Below are 17816 nucleotides of genomic sequence, written 5' to 3'. Positions count from 1 at the left end.
CCAAATGCGACCGATAGCAATTTCGGAAACCGCGTAAGAAGCGCAGTTTTCTGGCGTTCTGGCACGCAGATTCTGGCGCAGATTATTGCCTGGGGTTCAACGCTTGCAGTTATCCGCATCCTGGATCCCAGTGACTACGGCATTTTTGCGATGACTCAGGTTGTCCTGGTTTTTCTTAGTTTTCTAAACGGATATGGTCTCGCCAGCTCGATCATCCAGTCGGAAAAAGTGGAGCCCATCCGGATTCGGCAGGCATTTGGCATGCTTTTGCTGCTCAATGGAGGCATTGCGATTCTGCAATTGTTGCTCGCACCGGTCGCGGCGGAATATTATCGCCAACCGATTATTGCCGACCTGTTGCGCGTTCAGGCCCTGATCTTCCTGGCGACGCCGTTCATGGTACTGCCCGAGGCTCTGCTGACCCGCGAGCTGGAATTCAAGAAGCCGGCGATTATCAACCTGGTCTCTGCCATAGTAGGTGCAGTCACCGCACTATATTGTGCATGGACAGGTTACGGCGTCTGGACTCTGGTTTACGCCCCTCTGGCGATTTTCTGGAGCCGGGCAATCTGCCTGGTGATCGCGGTCAAATTCTATGTAATGCCGACATTCAACTTCAAAGGTGCCGGAGAAATGTTTGGCTTCGGCGCGACCTTGCTGGCCAGTCACCTGTTCTGGACAATTCAAAGCCAGTCCGACATTTTTATCGCCGGCCGGTATCTCGATCCCCATGATCTGGGCCTTTATGCAGAGGCTTTGTTCCTGACCACGATCTTTGCAGCGAAATTTGTGCCGCCGCTTAATGAAGTCGCCTTCCCGGCCTATTCGCGTCTCCAATCTGATCTGTCCGCACTGAGCTGGTCATTCCTCAAAGCTGTTCGATTGATCATGCTCATCTCCTGCCCGCTTTATTTCGGAATGGCCGTCACTGCCGGGCCGCTGGTGGAAACCTTGTTCGGCACAAAATGGGTCGAGATGGCGCCCTTTGTGGCGATACTGGCGCTGGCCATGCCGGTCATGACTTTGCAGATACTGTTCACCCCTGCCAATAACGCACTGGGCCGGCCGCAAGTGACAGCGCGAACAAATATGTTTGGTGCGGTCCTGATGCCGATCACATTCCTGATTGGCATTCAATTTGGCGTTTACGGATTGGCCTGGGGGTGGGTTATCGCCTTCCCGCTTTTGACCATCTATACCTTCCTGCAGTCGCATCGGCATATTGGCATCACTGTCTGGGACTTATTGCAATCAATCGCGCCGGGCCTGTCGGCATCGATTGCGATGGCTGCCATTGTCTATCTGGTGGATCAGTCCCTGCCCGGCATGATTGTTTACGCACGGCTGGCGATATTGGTCGCCATCGGGGGCATTGCCTATACCGCATTGCTGTGGATCCTCGCCAGACCCACTCTCATGGAAATCATCCAGCTTATCCTGCGCCGCAAGGCACCGAGCCCAGAAGAAGAAACAACCGGGCAGCCTGCCTGATCGGAATATCTGATACGGGAACAGTATCTCTTCCGGCTTATGCGAAACATCACATCGCGCAATCATTATACAGCTATTTGTGGGTGACATCTTATAGCGGAATAACAACATGAAAAAATTGAGAACCTTTTTCAGTATTTTGATCGCAACGGTGGCGTTTGCCGCTCTGCCCAAAATTGCGTGGGCCTGCGACGTGGAACACGGACTGCGATCCAAGACCGAGACCGGCAGCTACAGGGTTTTTGTAAACGGTACCTTTTTCAAGCAGCAATCCGAACCTTCATCGGGCTTTGGCAGTTCGCCATTTCTGGACTGGCTCGTTACCGGCGAAAATATTGTCCGGATTGAATATGATGGCACCGACGGTCAGTTTGGAATCACAAAAGGGTGTATAGGTGAATTTCCAGAAGATGAACCCGTAGACCAAGTCACATTTGATCAGCCGGGCTCCAAGATACTGAAATTTGATCATGGCGGTCTTGTAGAGTCTGAATATCTAAAAGCCGAAATTGCCGGCGATGCGGGATTGATGGATGCCGTCCGACAACTGCAAGTTGCAGTTCGTGCGCGTGATGCAGAAACCATATTTGAGCTGCAGGCCCCACTGTTCCGGGATGCAATCCGCCAGGGTTTTTCACTGGACAACCCACGGATGATTACACGCAAGCTGCTTTCGGAAGGTGTGCTGGATATTACGGAGCCTCTCGTGGTGACGCCCGTCATGGGCGGCCGGGTTTATCAGGTTCTCAGCCCCGCTTTTGAACGGCCAGTTTCCGCCACGATCAAAGACGAGAACGGAACCTTTCAATGGTTTAGCGGGACGTTCTGGGCCCGCTTCGATGGAAAATGGGGTATTGTTGGCCTTTGAAAGCCGTGCTCCTCATAGCAAAAACATGCATTGCCGACCGCCGTCGATCCGATAAACTTGCTGTCCATGAACCAGATCCTATCCCTGGCGGCTGGGACGCTGCCCGAATTTTCTCCCCATGAAGTCGCCGATGCTGCCGGTTCGGCGGGATTCTCGCATGTCGGCTTTACGATAGAACCCGACAAATGGAACGCGCCTGCCCTGCGTGCGACCCAATCGGCCATTGCGGCGCATGATCTGTCGGTGCTTGACGTGGAGGTGATCTGGATCCCGGAAGGCGGCGCAGTCGGCGACGACCATCGTGTCATCATCGAAGCGGGCGCGGAACTCGGTGCTCCAAATATTCTCGCGGTAAGCGCAGAACCGGACAAGGACAGAACAGCCGCCGCACTCCGTCAACTGTGTGAATGGGCCGCACCGGCAAATATGCGAGTTTCTTTGGAGTTTCTGATGATCACTGCCGTTCAATCTCTCGGGGATGCCTTAGATATTGTGCAGCGATGCGATCATGAAGCAGCGTCCATACTTGTCGACACGCTTCATTTCTGCCGCGCCGGCCATGAACCGGCTGATTTGGCGGCGGTAAATCCCGAGCTCTTCGCCTATTCTCAGATATGCGATGGCAGTGCAGAATGCGCTCCCGAATTCGATGCGTATCTGGAGGATGCCGTCGATTTGCGCAGTGCGCCGGGTGAAGGGAAACTTCCAGCCGGCAATATCATCGCCGCTCTGCCCGAGAACATTCCGCTAAGTCTGGAAGTTCGGTCCCGTGGGTATCGCGATGCCTATCCGGATGCGGCGGACCGCTCGCGTGCTATTCGGCAGCAAGTCGAAAAATTCTTTTCAGCGAAGAATGTCAGTCTTCGGTAACCGCAAGACTCGCCTGCGTCATTTTCAGCCGATAGATCTCGGTTTCTCCCACTCCCTTGAGCGCCAGGGTCTCTGCACGTTCAAAGTCATGCGCTGACCCACATTCAAAATAAGTTGCGGAAGAAACCGCGATCCCATTGTGATCGGCCACGCCTTCAATCCGGCTGGCAATATTCATGGTGTCGCCCCAATAATCATAAGCGAGACGGCTTGATCCAACGACTCCTCCGACAACTGGCCCGGTGTGAATGCCAATCCGCAATTTTATGTCGACACCGCTGGCCTCCGCACGCTGTTTCATTTCTGCAATCAGGTCGCGACCAAAATTCACGGCGGCCAGCGCGCCTTGACCCGAGGAGGCTGTACCCCCGGATACCGCCAGATAGGCATCGCCAATGGTTTTGACCTTTTCGATGCTATGCCGTTCCGCACAACTATCCGCGATTGAGAAAAACTGGTTCAGCAATTTCACCAGATGCCCCGGGGACAATTGTTGAGCGAGCTTCGAAAATCCCACAATATCCACGAAAACGACTGAAACATCCGAAAAAGAATCCGCTACGGCTTTGCCATCGCGCAGCCTTTTGGCCACTGTCTGCGGCAAAACATTGTAGAGCAGTTCTTCAGTTTTCTGTCGTTCCGCTTCCAGCGCGATATTGGCTGCAAAAACCTTTCGGGCCCGTCGATCAATATCCCAGTTTACGAAGGCGGAAAATACAAAAAAGGTCGAAAAGTTGGTGAGTGTGTAAGTCTTCTGAATCAAGCTACGGTCGGCTTGTGCCAGAAACGCGACATAAAGTAATAGCAGAGTGAAGGCCCAGATCATGAACAAGCGGGCATTGGCGATGAAACCGACGCTGGCGAAAATCACCAGGATCCCCATGTTGATAATCGCCATGCCAAAGCGGGAAATACCGGTAATCGCCGCCTGATCGCCGAGCGCATCGATCAACATCAGCATCGCGGCAGTCAATCCGGTAAACAGGACGAGATCTACCCAGCGCTGTTCCAGATAGAAACGGGTTTGCGTCAACAGATAATATGCCACCAGCACGGCGATGAAAACGCCGGCGGCGATCGTATAGGCAATCACGCCTTCCCGCGGGAAATACATCGGATTCATTGTGATATAGGACAGGAATGTCGCGATCCCGATCAGGATCAATGCCCGCGTAGCCGGTATCCGCGCCGCGCGCTCCGCCACGATATAGTTACGTTCCGACTCAGGATCGTCGAAACGATTGATCACTGCCATTCTTCAAATGCCCCCAAAACAAGATCAGGCCGAGTTTATATAGTCCCGCATCGCCGCCGCTTCACTTTCAATCTTGTCTATCCGATATTTCACAAGGTCGCCAATCGAGATAAAACCGATCAGCTTGTCATTCTCGACAACTGGCAAATGCCGGATCCGGCGTTTGGTCATCAGCGACAGCGCCCCGATTGCACTCTTGTTCAGATCAACAGCAATCACGTCTGCCGTCATTACTTCCGAAACGCGCTTGACCATGGCCGCTGCCCCATGCTCCTGAATACAATGGAGCACGTCACGCTCGGAAAATATGCCGGCGACGCGTTCACCATCCAGAACCGGCAATGCACCGATGCGTTTTTCTGCCAGCAGGGAAACCGCTTCAGACACGCTCATGTCCGCAGTACAGCTAAAGACCGTTCCATCACGATCCTGCAAAATTGTCTGAATTGTCATTTGGCCCCTCTCCTTGCCTCCGATTCTCTGTTCATTGCAACTGTATAGCATAAATTCGCAACGCTTGGGACTTGATGGTAATTTGATTTGGGTTCACAGAGACAACCCGCAATGGAGTAGAAGAATATTGTCTGGCCCCTCACAACTTGATGACCCCCAAAATGCAAGCATTGCATGGTCACGTTACTGGATGTTGATGCGCTGGATGGGCCTGCTTACCTTGCTTTGCGTCGTCATAGCATTGGCTATCCTTTATTATCTTCACGGCCTTGTTTCGATCCACATGTATATCGCCGCTGCCGGAGGTGTTGCTTTTGCACTGATGCTGACATCTGCCCTGATGGGTCTGGTTTTTCTTTCGAGCGGCACCGGCCATGACGAATCAATTGATGACCCTGTAACCCGGGAGGTTAACTCCAATGAGCAAGAATGATCTGGACGCGCTTCGAAAGCTCCAGCCGGTGTTGCGGGTCGCCCCCCAGCCGCGTGATCTGAATAATAACGGGCACATATTTGGCGGCTGGGTTTTGTCTCAGATGGATATCGCGGGTGGTATCATGGCTGCCCGGGTTGCCCAGGGTTCGACCGCGACTGTCGCTATCGAGGCCATGGAATTTATCGCACCAATATTAACCCGTGACCTTATTTCGGTTTACGCGCGGGTCGAAAGGATTGGCCGTACATCTGTAGCGATCCGCCTGGACGTGATCGCATCCCGCAATCTGGGCGAAGAATGGGTTCCGGTCACGAGCGGGTTGTTCACTTTTGTGGCGCTGGATGACGATCACCAGCCCCGGGTAATCCCGGAAAGTTCAAAAACGAAATATCTTTCCTGACCTAACGTCGTTTCAAGCGATATTTCAGAACGCGCTCGCCACTGGCCGGCACCGAGACTTTCCAGAAATCCTTGCCGGCCTTGCGACCAAGTTTGGAACTGACTTTGGTGAGCCGTTCGCGATCATTGCGTCCGATCATGATTTCAACCGAAGCTGATTGCAGGCTCGCATTGGTTATTCTGAGCTCCATATCGGCATAGCTTCTGCTCTCTTCATCAACATCATTGACCACTTTCAAAGTATATCGCACGAGCGGGCTGGTGCCGATCGTTACATCAACTTCCTCGCCAATCGCCTTGTCGCCCAGACTGCCTTCGCCAAGGAGCAACTGCGCACCCTGCGCCTCTTTAAAAGCCACCAGCTTGCCCGCGGGCAACGCGAGACCCAGGCCATCCCGCTTTTTGTTCTGCAAACGCAATGTGGTGGCGAGAGGCGTTGACTGATCGACAGAATTGAAAGCCCACAAGTCCGCCTCGTAGATTTGTTCAAACGGGACCGAGCTTTTCTCGAACATCACCACCTGTTTCTGGCTCTTGGAAGCGACAGTGACCGGTTCGGGAATTCTGTAAAGTTTTAGATCCCCCAGTTCTTCCTGTTTGGCTTTCATGACCGAAACCGGCGCTGCCATTTCCATCATACCTTCATTCCGGCGGCTCGCGGTGACGGTTATCATGTCTTGCTCATCCGTACGAAATGAACTCAACCGCCCAAGCGCTGCCCGGTTGCGGAGCTGAATGTCGCTGGTGGTCGCTTGCGGCCAGCAGCGAAATGCGATTGAACTCCCGCTCGCCGGAGCGATGTTGTCCCGCCCTTTATTGGGTTGTCCGGCAACGGTCTGCGTCTGTGCGTTGACGAAAGACGTCTCGTCGCTATTCGCCAGCGTCACCCATGAAAACAGGTTCAGGTTCCGACCGTCCGCGCTGACATTGGCGACATAGTTGGCTTGCCAGTCAAATCCGGTCGCAAGATAGGACAAAGTCACCGTCGCCCGCGTCGGTGCAATGATCCGGCTCTTGATCGACAAGGTCGGTTTGGCCGACAGTCCTTCCGGAATGGCTGGATAGACGATGGTCTCGTTCAAACCCGTGCATTGCAAGGCTTCGAACCCCTCTGCAGTCTGGAGAACCATTCCGCCACTCGCATCTGTCCGGATATTGGCATCAAACTCCCGCGTGACCCCGGTTGCCACACTGGTTCTGCGGATTGTCACGCCGCGCCCCAGATAACCGTTGAGCAGTGCCGATGGCGAAAGCAACGCTGCATCGCGATTTTTCTCGATCACTCCGTCCGGTAGCCCGGTTACAATCGCAGATTGGGGAATGATCCCGCCAGCGACACCTTCAAATCGCAAGTCGACTTCGCCCGCCGGAAGATCAATGGTCCGTTGCTCCGTGACCAGCGCATAGCCGCCGAGATAGTTGAGGTTCATTGTCTGGTCGGCCTGGCGCGAAGGGTTGCGATAGACCGTCACCGAGACTGAAGAAGGACCATCAGACGTCACGGTTTGACGCTGCCATTCCGTCTGGGCGCCAGCCGTACTGGATCCGGCAACAAGCAAGAACGCGAGCAGCGTCCGGACAAACATGACCTAGAACCGCGTCTCGAATGTGGCCGTGACAGTCGTGCGGCCATTGGCTGGAATCGGCACTTTCCAGACGATGCTGTTCGAAGACCGGCGCTCGCTCTTCAAGCTCTCCGATACGATGCGTGTGTCCGACCAGTAAAAGTCCAGGCCATCCTGGATCAGCGAGACGGTGACCGGGGCCGAGCGGGCGTTGCTCAACTCATAAGACATGCTGCTGCGCCATTTGGTTGACGACAAACGCGTTCGCTTGACCACCGTTGGCTTCACTTTGACATCAAATGCTTCACCTGTTTTCAAGCCCAGTTCCGAGCCCATGGGTGTGTGGCCGATATTGTTCTCACCAATAAATTGCGGCTGTCCGGCAGCATCCTTCATGTACACGCGCACTGTACCAGCTGGCAGGGCATCGCCAAGTCCGCCATCCTTGGAAGAACTAAACTGCAACACAGTCGCAGCGCTTTGGGCTTCCCGCTGGGTACCGAGCCAGCGATTGGTATACTCATAGGTCTTTTGCGCCGGGGCACCGGGGACATCCAGAAAGCTCACCTGTTTGGTCTGTGCATTCGCGATCGTGGTGCGGGCTGCCAGTGGGTAGAGGTAAAAATCACCGAGAGACTCCCGGTTCGCGCTTTCCGTCCCTGCCCGCCGGATATTGTTCCGGCGGTTTGAATTGCGCTGACCATTGACGCTTGGCGTACCGGCGACAAGCAGGGTTTTGGCGTCGTTGAATGTGGTCCCCGTATTGTTGGTCAGCGTGACCCAGCCCTGGACATCCATCCGGCCGGCATTTTCATCGAACAAGGCCACATAGTCGGCTTTCCAGCCCATGCCGCTGGTCAAATAGCTGAGCTGCGCCGGGCGAACGCCGCCACGGGAACTGTTTAGGGTCACCGATAAAGTCGGCCGGGCCCGCAAGTTATTTGGAACCTTGTCGAAAATCACTCTCGTGGGAAGACGATCATCGCGCAGGACTTCGATCCTGCTGCCAATCTGCAGAACCACGCCGCCATTGGCTGCGAGAACCTTTGCTCTCTCTCGTTTTTCCTGGCCTGTTGCCGGGTTGATTCGCACAATCGTTACGGTTTCACCGACCGCCTTTTCCATCAGCTTGGCCGGGGACAGAAGATCATAATCAAAATTCTGTTCAACAATCCCGGTATTCGCGGCATTAAAGCCAACAGTCTCTGCCCGGATCTGCCCTGAAACGCCTGGAAATGTCTGTACCGAGCGCCCGGACGGGATATTCAACCGTCTGGTATCCTGCACCAATGCCAGATTATTATTGTATATCGTGACCGAAATGTCGCCCTGTCCGGATGACTGACTGATCGCTGGCGTGGCTATGGTCGCCAGCACCAGACCCGAAATTGCAAGAATCCGCATATATTCTCTCCATCGTTCCCGTAGACCGGTCTATCGCTGACAAAATGAATGTAGCGTAAACACTTATTCGTTCGTTTGTTCACCTGATTGCTCAGGCAACATCCACTTGATCAGGACACGTCCGCGGGATGTGTCTGCGGCCTGTTCTCTGGTGAAAAAAAGATTCTGCCGCGCCAATTCGGCTGCAACAATATCCATATCGTCATCGGATCCGCTCATCCTCATGGCCATCGTACTGCGCTGTGCAGCCCAGCCGATCCACTCCATTTTTTGTTTTGACGCGTCGGTGAGGCCGCCGTTGCTGATGACCAGTTCGGGCAGCGCAGTTGGCGGCGGCTGGATGTTGATCGCCCAGTCGCTCATCTGTGCCGACATGCGCTGCTCCAGCGTATAATAAGTTTGCAATGACGCTCCAGGGAGAGACTTCGCCATCACAATGGCGCGGCGCCGATTGCTGTCGATCACCACATCATCCGCGCCAACCCCTGCAACAAGCGCAAGACTTTCCCGCAACTTGCTGACCTGTGTTTCGACAGCTTGCTGCTGTTCCTGTGCACGAACCGCGGCGAGCTCTGCTTTGGCCGCATCAATCCCCGTTTCCACCCGATATTGTTCAATCTGAACCTGTATTGTCTCCCGGAACGCACGGCTTAAAACCCGCGAGCTTTGCTCTTCGGCGCCTGGCTTGATGACGGGAGTAAAGACAGAAGCTGACACAATCACGGGATCAGAATTGAAATCAATATCGATCTGCGAAACCCTTGCTCGCGGACCAAACTGGTCCTTGATATATCCATTGGCAGACCGCGAAATATTCGCTTCATGGCCAATCTGTACCAGTGAAATGCCGAGCGGTATGGCAAGCCCTATAAATACCACCACCATTGCAAATATCTGAAACTGCGTTTGCCGCTCCGACAAATAGGATCGAAAACCGTACAGCCAGGCCATGACCGTAGCGGTCAGCGCAATGGTCATCAGGTTGGTAAAATATAAAAGTATCGACCCCCCGAATACCGCCCAGTTCGCGGTTGCAAGACCAAAGCCCACGACGGCCAATGGCGGCATCAATGCTGTCGCGATCGCGACGCCGACAATTGTTCCCATGCCCCCTCTGATCATGGCATAGGCACCGGCCAATCCGGAAAACACCGCAACGCCCAAGTCAAAAAGATTTGGCCGGGTCCGCGATGCAATTTCCGGAGTTACGGTTTGCAAGGGAGAAAAGAATACAACCAGCGCCGAAAATAGAATGGCGATGATGGTTCCCAGAAACAATGCCCAGCCGGTATCTTTCAGCCAGGCCGAATCCCCTGTCGCCGATGCAAATCCGGCACCCATGATCGGATACATGAGCGGTGAAAGCAGCATCGCACCGATGACCACCGCAGGCGAAGACAGCAGCAAACCCAGAATTGCAATGCCGGCCGACATGCATATCAAAAAGGAATAGCGCGGTGTGAAACTGCAGTCCGCCTTGATTTTTTCGATAACCGCCGGCTGATCCACTTCCGATTGCACCGCCATCCGCCACCAGCGTCTCAGCAGCTTGTAGCTTCCGGTGATCGGCGAAAACATCCCGGCTTGCTTTTTCGCTTCCCGTTTTTCGGTTTCACGAGAGGATACTGAATGATCGTTCATAACCCTTTGTAACCATTCAAATCAGCAGGTGAAAAGAAAAACCTTACCTGGCGGGTAATTGAAAAATGAACAAAATACTCTTTTATCAGGAAACCGTATCACCTATATAGATCGGAGCGGCTATTGTGCCGCGGAGAATCCCCCGGAGTTTTCAATATGGCCCGTCCAGAAACCGATATCGAAGCCAAGCGCCAGCAAATCCTGGAAACCGCCGATCAAATGATCCGCGACAAGGGAGCGATCAGCTTCACCATGACAGATCTGGCTACAGCAGCTGGCATGTCCCAATCCAACCTTTATCGCTTCTTCGAGAACAAGGACGCGCTGGCCGAAGCCATGGCAGGTGAGTGGTTTGCCGATCTCGAAGTCATCATGAGAGAGCTGGTTGACGCCGATATGCCGGTAGAAGAAAAACTCTACCAGTTTTTCGCCAGGCGGCTGGTTTTGAAACGCGCCCGCTATGACGAAGATCCCGAGCTTTTTGCATCCTATATGGAATTGGGTGACGAACATTTCGAAGTCATCAAAGGCTATGTCGATCTTGCTGACCACTATATGGCGACCATATTGGCCGAGGCGATGGATGCCGGCTATTTCAAGGGACTGGAGCTGGACGCGGTCATTTCGCTGGTCAACACCATGATGCAACCTTTCTGCAATCCCCAGCTCATGATGATGATGATGCATCTCGCAACCGAAGAACGGTTGCGCCAGGTTATTGGAACCATCTTGACCGGGTTGAACGGAGACGCTGCGCGCCGCGCTAACGGGGATCCCGCATTGCACGTTGTGGCCTGACCAGTATTTTCGAAAAATCAAGGCCCTGCCATTTGACGGCGGGATCAGTGATATCCACAATGTCATTCAGCTCGTATATGTTCTGATAGCCATAGCCATATAGATTGATGAACGTCGGGATATTGAGCGCCAACGGTGTTCTTTTCAGGGCAATCGGTCTGACGTTATTCGAAAAATTATTGTTACAGTAGATCAAAATGGGTCGGGTCTTGTCACCGATGACTTTGACCAGTTTGGCATCGGTAAAATCCGAAAACGGCAAATTTACGGCTCCGGCAATATGGCCCATCTCGAAAGCTGCCGCGGATCGCGTATCCAAAATGATGGCGTCCGGTTGCTGCGCCAGTTCATGGAAGCGCTCGAGGGTCACCAGTCGCTCGGAGCGATAGCCTTCCAACTCGCCGGTCAACGCCGCAAACCCGCGATAATCTATCTGGGGATTTGTCTCTGGTTGCAACGTCTCGGCCTGGGCCGCACCGGAACCAAGCCCCGCTATTATCGCTGCTGCTACAATTCGGCGATGCATTTCCAATCTCCTACCAGAAGAACCGGAAACTAGAATGTTCCGTTTTTACTCCAGATGAACAGCCTGTTTTGATATTGCCCACCTCGGCTTTTTCGGCAATGAGCCATCATGGTTTCTGCAATGGATCTCTGGTTTCAAACCTATGCGAATATCTCGCTGGCATCATTTGTGCTGATCGCGTTTGTTGTTGGCGGAGCTTCATTCTTCCGCGGATTGACGGGTTTTGGTTATGCCATTCTGGCGGTCCCGTTTGTGGGACTGGTCGCGACACCACAAATCGCAGTAATCATGGCGATATTGATGCAACTGCTGATGGGGCCAATTGGCATCCGCAAAACCTTGTCGATTGTGGATGTCCCTCTCGTCGGCAAGATTTCGGCATGGGCCTGGGTGACAACGCCTCTGGGTCTGTGGCTTTTGGACATTGTAAGCGCAGATATTGCAAGATTGCTGATAACCGGCATCGCCATCGTGAGCTTCTTTGCCTTCATGATGAAGCGCGCGCCTACCCTCAATAACTCCCTGTCCCGAATCGCCCTGGTGGGTTCAACTTCGGGTTTGCTCAATGGATTTGCAGCAATGCCGGGACCGCCCGTTGTGCTTCATTTTGTCCGGGAACAGGTTCCGCCAGCAATATCCCGCGCCTCGATGATGGCCATTTTTTTCGCCACATCCATTGCCGGCACCGGCGTCGCGCTGTGGCTCGGGATGATTGACAAACAGGCGATCATTTTGACGGCGCTGACTTGCCCGCTGATGATCGGCGGCAATCATCTCGGCTCGCAATTTTTCGGACGGGTTTCCGAACCCGTCTGGCGGGTTTTCGTCATTGCCTTGCTGGTGGTCGCAGCAGGCGTGGCTTTGATCAGGCTGCTTTAGGCATCTGCCGCCAGCCACTGTTTCATCATCGCGGGCGGGGGTGACGGGTTCATCTCCGTTTCGTCGAGCGCTGAAATCGCGCGCGTCCGGTCCTCGTCCGTGAAGCTGCCGGTGGTCAGGCAGAATTCCACCATATTGTCATTGGGATCGCGAGTATAGATCGACCGGCACCAGTTATGATCGATCTCCAGCACATCCAGGTCGGCTGCATTCCATTTCGCCCGCCATTGGTCCAGTTCTTCCTTAGTTTCGACAGAAAAGCTGTAGTGATTGGTGCCCTGCGGCATTCCGGCGGCCTTGTTCAGGTCATAGGAATGGCTTTCAGGATCAGGTGTATCATTCAATTCCCAGAAGGCAATGAAACGGCTGTCATCGCCGTCCATGCGATAAAAGAAATGCTTGCCCCAGCCGCCGCCCATCAGCGGTGCAATCTCGACCTTGACCAGTTCAAATCCCATAATGCCTTCGTAAAAAGCATGAATGGCCTTCATGTCTTTCGCCCCCAAAGCGAGATGGTGATAACTCATTTGTCCGTGTCCTTCCTTTTATCAACCATGCCCATGACGTCTGCTGTGGCGCCGTCCGGTGCGGGCACTTCCACAATCCTTTCGTCGACATCGTCAAATTCCAGCTTCAGCGCCCGGCTCATCACAGCATGCATCATGTAGGTGCAGGTTATATAAGTCAGCTCCAGAATCTCGACTTCGCAGAGATGCTTTTTCAGCGTCTCAAAAACCCCGTCCGGCACCCTCCCCCGCTCCAGCACGAGGCAGTCCGTATAAGCGAGAACCGCGCGCTGCAGCTCGCTGAAGCAATTGGCAACTGACCAGTTGGGAATTGCTGCCACCTGTTCTTCGGAAAATCCCTCAAAGCGCATCGCCTTGCTGTGCTGGGAGAAAACAAATTGTGATCCCACCGCATAACCTGCGCGAATTTGTCCCAGCTCGCGCAGTTTCGGGTCAAGCTTTCGATTGGCTGATCGGTAAAAACCAAAGCCTTCTGTCGTATGCTTGAACGCGTCGGGAACCTGCGCAAAAACCGTCCACCAATTGCCCGGCGTTCCGGTTGCTGTTCCAGGTTCCGCTACCGGATCACGATCGCCAAAAAGCATGTTGTACAGACCAAGCACATAGTCATCGGTCACTTCAGATCGCGGTATCTCGCGCAGTCGGGGCATGGATCTCTCTCCTGTGCCCCGACTATGCACAATTTGGCGGCGCTTGCTACCCCGCCAGATTCCGCAACACATAATGCAGGATGCCGCCGTTCAGGAAATATTCCATTTCATTGGCAGTATCGATCCGGCAGAGCGTATTGAATGTTGAGGTCGTACCATCGGCGCGAGTCATTTCGACTTCAACAGTCTGACGCGGTTCCAGGGTTGCAACGCCTTTGATCGTGAAGGTCTCGGTACCGTTGAGGCTCAACGTATTGCGATCTACGCCTTCGGCAAATTGCAATGGCAAGACGCCCATTCCGACCAGATTGCTCCGGTGAATACGCTCGTAGCTTTCGACGATGACCGCGCGGACGCCGAGCAGATTTGTGCCCTTGGCCGCCCAGTCCCGTGATGAACCTGTTCCATATTGTTCACCGCCAATAACGACCAGTTCATTACCGTCTGCCTTGTGACGCATCGCAGCGTCATAGATCGGCATGATTTCGCCATCATATTTGGTGTAGCCACCTTCCTTGCCATCGGCCATTTCGTTCTTGATGCGGATGTTCGCGAAAGTCCCGCGCATCATCACATCATGGTTGCCGCGACGCGACCCATAGCTGTTGAAGTCCTGCTTGTTGACCTGATGATCGCGCAGATATTCGCCTGCCGGGCTGTCTTCCTTGATGGCGCCGGCGGGAGAGATATGGTCAGTGGTGATGCTGTCGCCCAACACCGCCAAAGTCTTGGCGTCGACGATATCTCCAACAGGGGCCGGGGTCATTTCCATGCCCTCGAAATAAGGCGGGTTGGCGACATAGGTCGAGCCTGCGCGCCATTGATAAGTGTCACCGCCGGTCACGTCGATATCCTGCCACGCGGCATCGCCGTCATAGACATTGGCATAGCGGCTTTCGAACATTTCGCGAGAGACCGCACCGCCCATCGCCGCATTGACTTCGTCATTGGTCGGCCAGATATCGCGCAGATAGACATCTTCGCCATCGCTGCCCTGCCCGATCGGCGTTTCGTACATATCCTCGCGGACCGTGCCTTTCAGCGCATAAGCCACCACCAGCGGAGGTGATGCGAGATAGTTGGCGCGTACATCCTGTGATACGCGGCCTTCAAAGTTGCGGTTGCCGGAAAGCACGGAAGCCGCGACCAGATCATTGTCATTGATTGCCTTGGAAATCGGTGCCGGTAATGGCCCGGAGTTGCCGATGCAGGTCGTGCAGCCGTAGCCGACCAGGTTAAAGCCAAGATAGTTGAGGTCTTCGCTCAATCCCGCCTTATCGAGATAGTCTGTGACCACCTGTGATCCGGGCGCCAGCGAGCTTTTCACCCAGGGTTTGCGCTGCAGGCCTCGCTCCCGCGCCTTGCGGGCGACCAGACCGGCGGCGATGAGCACGCTCGGGTTGGAGGTGTTGGTACAGGACGTAATCGCCGCGATCGTTACATCACCATGACCAAGATCATGATCGACGCCATCTACCGCGACGCGCTTGTCTGGATCACTGCTGTTGAACACTTCGGTAATGTCATTGTTGAAGCTCTCGTCGAGATCGGCCATCGAGACGCGCTGCTGTGGCAGTTTCGGTCCGGACAGCGATGGCACCACGCTGGTCATGTCGAGATCGAGCGTCTTGGTGTAGATCGCCTCGGGCGCGTCATCGAGCCGCCAGAAACCCTGTTCCTTGGAATAGGCTTCGCACAAAGCAATGTCCGCTTCGCTGCGGCCGGTCAGGCGCAAATAGTCGAGCGTCTTGTCATCAATCGGGAAGTAACCGCAAGTTGCGCCATATTCCGGTGCCATATTGGCAATGGTTGCGCGATCGGCCAGCGACAATGCCGCCACACCTGGTCCGTAAAATTCCACAAAACGTCCAACCACACCAACTTCGCGCAGCATCTGCACACAGGTCAGCACGAGGTCGGTTGCGGTAATGCCTTCGGCCAGTTCGCCGGTAAGCTTGAATCCAACAACTTCGGGGATCAGCATGGAAACCGGCTGACCCAGCATGGCGGCTTCCGCCTCAATACCGCCCACGCCCCAGCCGAGCACGCCCAGACCATTGATCATGGTGGTATGGCTGTCCGTACCCACACAGGTATCAGGATAAGCCGTCAGAACGCCGTTCTGATCCTTCGAAGACCAGACCGCCTTGGCGATATTTTCCAGATTAACCTGATGGCAAATGCCGGTTCCGGGAGGAACAACGCTGAAATTGTCAAACGCTTTCGATCCCCATTTGAGGAATTCATAACGCTCCATATTGCGCTGATATTCCAGCGCGACATTATTCTCGAACGCTTGCGGCGTACCGAATTCGTCGACCATCACCGAGTGATCAATAACCAGATGCACCGGCACCTGCGGGTTGATCTTTTCTGCGTCGCCGCCAAGCGCCTTGATCCCGTCGCGCATCGCCGCGAGATCGACAACCGCGGGAACGCCAGTGAAATCCTGCATCAAAACGCGGGCCGGGCGATATTGAATTTCCGCCGCACTCTTCGCTTCTTTCTGCCAGTCAACCACCGCCTGCGCATCATCTGCCGCGACCGTGTGGCCGCCATCTTCAAAGCGCAGCATGTTTTCGAGCAGGACCTTCAGCGTATAGGGCAGCCGGTCGATATTGCCGAGCTTTGCGGCCGCCTTGGCCAGCGAATAATAGGCATAGTCGGTACCGCCGACCGAGAGGGTTGCGCGCGTGCCGAGTGAATCTTGTCCGGTGGTCGTCATGGATTAATGCTCCGTTTTATCATTGTTTCAACCGAGTGGGGAACGTGCTGATGGCAGCGCAAACGGTTGGTGAATCAGATGTCGGGAGCGCTTTAGCGCAGGGGCGCAGCGGGCGCAATGTAGCGAGCGAAGTTTGTTGTATTTTGGACAGGTCTCCATGGACAGTTCTCAATGGACAGTTCTCAGGGGCAACTTCTCCCGCTATCATAAACCGCGCACCACCGGAGATCGCCAATGACCGCCAAGAGCCAGACCGAGCAGAACGTCCAGACCGCCAAAGATTTCTACGACCTGATGTTCAACCAGAGCCAGCCGCGCGCGGGGGTCGAGCGTTATGTCGGGGACAGCTATATCCAGCACAATCCCGATGTCGGCGATGGCAAAGAAGAATTTATCGCCTATTTCGAACGCATGGCGCGCGAATGGCCGGGCAAGCGTATGGAGGTTAAACGCCACGTGGCCGAGGGCAATATGGTGGTGCTGCATTGCTATCAGCACTGGCCCAACCCGGATGGCGATGACCTAGAATATGCAGGCATCGACATTTTCCGCTTTGATGACGCGGGCAAGATTGTCGAGCACTGGGACGTGCTGCAGCTGATCTCCGGCGATGCGAAACATGATAACGGGATGTTTTAAGGCGGGGCTTTTTGTTGCACAGGTAACTGTCGCCAGACCCCGCGCACCGCGATAGACAGGCCCGATGACCGATGCCCTGCCCACTCTCCTCAGCAAGCAAGCGTTCGGCGCGCTGGCGCTGGTGCTGACTTTTGCGGCCTTTGTGCCTTATTATCTCACGATCTGGCGCGGGGAGACCCGGCCGCATGTCTTCTCGTGGTTTATCTGGGGCGCGGGCACGGTGATCGTCGCCTTTGCGCAGCTGTCCGACGGCGCCGGCATTGGCGCGTGGCCGATTGGCATATCCGGGCTGCTGACATTTGGCGTCGCGTTTCTGGCCCTCAAAAAATCACCGGACCTGTCGTTCGTGCGGATCGACTGGCTGTTCCTGATCCTCGCGCTCAGCGCACTGCCCCTGTGGTTCCTCACCAACACCGCGCTGTCCGCCGTGATCGTGCTGACGGTGGTCGACCTGCTCGGCTTTGGCCCGTCAGTGCGCAAGGTGATCGACAAGCCGCATGAGGAAAACGCGACCTTCTTCGCCGTTGCCATCGCCCGCAATGCCGCGGTGATCGCGGCGCTGGAAAATTATTCGTGGACCACCGTGCTGTTCCCGGCTGCGGTCGGGATGGCCTGCGTGCTGTTTGTGGCGGTATTGCTCGTGCGGCGAAGGATGCTGGCGAAATTGCCGGAACCGGGCTAGACTGCCGC

General features: G+C 54.8%; 18 protein-coding genes (1 of these 18 running past the window's edge). 9 read left to right on the top strand and 9 right to left on the bottom strand.

The window, feature by feature from the left end:
• The 3 genes from ABJI30_RS09270 to ABJI30_RS09260 all read left to right on the top strand — a co-directional run.
• Window positions 1–1491 carry the 3' portion of a lipopolysaccharide biosynthesis protein gene (locus ABJI30_RS09270; RefSeq protein WP_348015900.1) on the top strand. Its footprint begins 18 nt before the window's first position, so the window shows 1491 of its 1509 coding nt (coding positions 19–1509); the start codon falls outside the window, past its left edge; its stop codon occupies window positions 1489–1491.
• A 109-nt stretch (window positions 1492–1600) separates the two neighbouring features.
• Window positions 1601–2359, top strand: a complete 759-nt coding sequence (locus ABJI30_RS09265) for a hypothetical protein (RefSeq protein ID WP_348015899.1) — start codon at window positions 1601–1603, stop codon at window positions 2357–2359.
• 30 nt (window positions 2360–2389) lie between these two features.
• Window positions 2390–3229 carry a sugar phosphate isomerase/epimerase gene (locus ABJI30_RS09260; RefSeq protein ID WP_348025483.1) on the top strand — a complete coding sequence of 280 codons (840 nt, stop codon included), beginning with the start codon at window positions 2390–2392 and terminating at the stop codon, window positions 3227–3229.
• Here the strand turns inward: ABJI30_RS09260 and ABJI30_RS09255 are convergent.
• The gene (locus ABJI30_RS09255; protein ID WP_348015897.1) at window positions 3216–4484 is read right to left on the bottom strand and encodes an adenylate/guanylate cyclase domain-containing protein; all 1269 of its coding nucleotides are present in this window, start codon (window positions 4482–4484) and stop codon (window positions 3216–3218) included. The genes ABJI30_RS09260 and ABJI30_RS09255 overlap by 14 nt on opposite strands.
• A gap of 24 nt (window positions 4485–4508) precedes the next feature.
• Window positions 4509–4937, bottom strand: a complete 429-nt coding sequence (locus tag ABJI30_RS09250; protein WP_348015896.1) for a CBS domain-containing protein — start codon at window positions 4935–4937, stop codon at window positions 4509–4511.
• Window positions 4938–5064: 127 nt separating this feature from the next.
• Between ABJI30_RS09250 and ABJI30_RS09245 the strand changes: the two genes are divergently transcribed.
• Together ABJI30_RS09245 and ABJI30_RS09240 are read left to right on the top strand one after the other, a co-directional pair.
• Window positions 5065–5370 carry a hypothetical protein gene (locus tag ABJI30_RS09245; RefSeq protein WP_348015895.1) on the top strand — a complete coding sequence of 102 codons (306 nt, stop codon included), beginning with the start codon at window positions 5065–5067 and terminating at the stop codon, window positions 5368–5370.
• Complete coding sequence (locus ABJI30_RS09240) at window positions 5357–5773, top strand: acyl-CoA thioesterase (protein ID WP_348015894.1); 417 nt, start codon at window positions 5357–5359, stop codon at window positions 5771–5773. The genes ABJI30_RS09245 and ABJI30_RS09240 overlap by 14 nt, the downstream gene beginning before the upstream one ends.
• A gap of 1 nt (window position 5774) precedes the next feature.
• Here ABJI30_RS09240 and ABJI30_RS09235 read toward each other — a convergent pair whose 3' ends face one another.
• From ABJI30_RS09235 to ABJI30_RS09225, 3 genes are all read right to left on the bottom strand, one after another.
• Window positions 5775–7358, bottom strand: a complete 1584-nt coding sequence (locus ABJI30_RS09235; RefSeq protein ID WP_348015893.1) for a hypothetical protein — start codon at window positions 7356–7358, stop codon at window positions 5775–5777.
• Between the two features lie 3 nt (window positions 7359–7361).
• On the bottom strand, window positions 7362–8741 hold the full coding sequence (locus ABJI30_RS09230) for a DUF4139 domain-containing protein (protein ID WP_348015892.1): 1380 nt from the start codon (window positions 8739–8741) through the stop codon (window positions 7362–7364).
• Window positions 8742–8804: 63 nt separating this feature from the next.
• Window positions 8805–10382 (bottom strand): DUF389 domain-containing protein, encoded by a 1578-nt coding sequence (locus ABJI30_RS09225; RefSeq protein ID WP_348015891.1) that lies wholly within the window; start codon window positions 10380–10382, stop codon window positions 8805–8807.
• Between the two features lie 156 nt (window positions 10383–10538).
• On the opposite strand from ABJI30_RS09225, the gene ABJI30_RS09220 reads away from it, so the two are divergent.
• Entirely contained in the window at window positions 10539–11180 is a 642-nt protein-coding gene (locus ABJI30_RS09220; protein ID WP_348015890.1) for a TetR family transcriptional regulator, read from the top strand.
• Here ABJI30_RS09220 and ABJI30_RS09215 read toward each other — a convergent pair.
• Complete coding sequence (locus ABJI30_RS09215) at window positions 11146–11706, bottom strand: rhodanese-like domain-containing protein (RefSeq protein ID WP_348015889.1); 561 nt, start codon at window positions 11704–11706, stop codon at window positions 11146–11148. The two genes, ABJI30_RS09220 and ABJI30_RS09215, sit on opposite strands and share 35 nt — an antisense overlap.
• A 108-nt stretch (window positions 11707–11814) precedes the next feature.
• Here ABJI30_RS09215 and ABJI30_RS09210 point away from each other — a divergent pair, with 108 nt between their 5' ends.
• Window positions 11815–12585 (top strand): sulfite exporter TauE/SafE family protein, encoded by a 771-nt coding sequence (locus ABJI30_RS09210; RefSeq protein WP_348015888.1) that lies wholly within the window; start codon window positions 11815–11817, stop codon window positions 12583–12585.
• Here ABJI30_RS09210 and ABJI30_RS09205 read toward each other — a convergent pair.
• The 3 genes from ABJI30_RS09205 to acnA are packed head-to-tail and all read right to left on the bottom strand — an operon-like array spanning window position 12582 to window position 16487.
• The gene (locus ABJI30_RS09205) at window positions 12582–13112 is read right to left on the bottom strand and encodes a VOC family protein (protein ID WP_348015887.1); all 531 of its coding nucleotides are present in this window, start codon (window positions 13110–13112) and stop codon (window positions 12582–12584) included. The two genes, ABJI30_RS09210 and ABJI30_RS09205, sit on opposite strands and share 4 nt — an antisense overlap.
• Window positions 13109–13762: a carboxymuconolactone decarboxylase family protein gene (locus ABJI30_RS09200; RefSeq protein WP_348015886.1), complete on the bottom strand. Its 654-nt coding sequence runs from the start codon at window positions 13760–13762 to the stop codon at window positions 13109–13111. The genes ABJI30_RS09205 and ABJI30_RS09200 overlap by 4 nt, the downstream gene beginning before the upstream one ends.
• Before the next feature lie 46 nt (window positions 13763–13808).
• Entirely contained in the window at window positions 13809–16487 is a 2679-nt protein-coding gene (gene acnA, locus ABJI30_RS09195; protein WP_348015885.1) for an aconitate hydratase AcnA, read from the bottom strand.
• A 234-nt stretch (window positions 16488–16721) separates the two neighbouring features.
• Between acnA and ABJI30_RS09190 the strand changes: the two genes are divergently transcribed.
• Together ABJI30_RS09190 and ABJI30_RS09185 are read left to right on the top strand one after the other, a co-directional pair.
• Entirely contained in the window at window positions 16722–17126 is a 405-nt protein-coding gene (locus ABJI30_RS09190; RefSeq protein WP_348015884.1) for a nuclear transport factor 2 family protein, read from the top strand.
• Window positions 17127–17190: 64 nt separating this feature from the next.
• Window positions 17191–17808 carry a hypothetical protein gene (locus ABJI30_RS09185; RefSeq protein WP_348015883.1) on the top strand — a complete coding sequence of 206 codons (618 nt, stop codon included), beginning with the start codon at window positions 17191–17193 and terminating at the stop codon, window positions 17806–17808.
• The last annotated feature ends 8 nt before the right edge of the window (window positions 17809–17816 follow it).

It is taken from the genome of Parasphingorhabdus sp. (genome assembly GCF_039968395.1).
In the GTDB taxonomy this organism is placed as follows: Bacteria; Pseudomonadota; Alphaproteobacteria; order Sphingomonadales; family Sphingomonadaceae; genus Parasphingorhabdus.
This window is presented reverse-complemented; position numbering and strand designations above follow the sequence as displayed.

Excerpts from the sequence above, each read along its gene's own strand:
- ABJI30_RS09265 (WP_348015899.1), top strand. The coding sequence starts at position 1,601 with ATGAAAAAATTGAGAACCTTTTTCAGTATTTTGATCGCAACGGTGGCG.
- ABJI30_RS09255 (WP_348015897.1), bottom strand. The coding sequence starts at position 4,484 with ATGGCAGTGATCAATCGTTTCGACGATCCTGAGTCGGAACGTAACTAT.
- ABJI30_RS09250 (WP_348015896.1), bottom strand. The coding sequence starts at position 4,937 with ATGACAATTCAGACAATTTTGCAGGATCGTGATGGAACGGTCTTTAGC.
- ABJI30_RS09240 (WP_348015894.1), top strand. The coding sequence starts at position 5,357 with ATGAGCAAGAATGATCTGGACGCGCTTCGAAAGCTCCAGCCGGTGTTG.
- ABJI30_RS09235 (WP_348015893.1), bottom strand. The coding sequence starts at position 7,358 with ATGTTTGTCCGGACGCTGCTCGCGTTCTTGCTTGTTGCCGGATCCAGT.
- ABJI30_RS09230 (WP_348015892.1), bottom strand. The coding sequence starts at position 8,741 with ATGCGGATTCTTGCAATTTCGGGTCTGGTGCTGGCGACCATAGCCACG.
- ABJI30_RS09225 (WP_348015891.1), bottom strand. The coding sequence starts at position 10,382 with ATGAACGATCATTCAGTATCCTCTCGTGAAACCGAAAAACGGGAAGCG.
- ABJI30_RS09220 (WP_348015890.1), top strand. The coding sequence starts at position 10,539 with ATGGCCCGTCCAGAAACCGATATCGAAGCCAAGCGCCAGCAAATCCTG.
- ABJI30_RS09215 (WP_348015889.1), bottom strand. The coding sequence starts at position 11,706 with ATGCATCGCCGAATTGTAGCAGCAGCGATAATAGCGGGGCTTGGTTCC.
- ABJI30_RS09210 (WP_348015888.1), top strand. The coding sequence starts at position 11,815 with ATGGTTTCTGCAATGGATCTCTGGTTTCAAACCTATGCGAATATCTCG.
- ABJI30_RS09205 (WP_348015887.1), bottom strand. The coding sequence starts at position 13,112 with ATGAGTTATCACCATCTCGCTTTGGGGGCGAAAGACATGAAGGCCATT.
- ABJI30_RS09200 (WP_348015886.1), bottom strand. The coding sequence starts at position 13,762 with ATGCCCCGACTGCGCGAGATACCGCGATCTGAAGTGACCGATGACTAT.
- acnA (WP_348015885.1), bottom strand. The coding sequence starts at position 16,487 with ATGACGACCACCGGACAAGATTCACTCGGCACGCGCGCAACCCTCTCG.
- ABJI30_RS09190 (WP_348015884.1), top strand. The coding sequence starts at position 16,722 with ATGACCGCCAAGAGCCAGACCGAGCAGAACGTCCAGACCGCCAAAGAT.
- ABJI30_RS09185 (WP_348015883.1), top strand. The coding sequence starts at position 17,191 with ATGACCGATGCCCTGCCCACTCTCCTCAGCAAGCAAGCGTTCGGCGCG.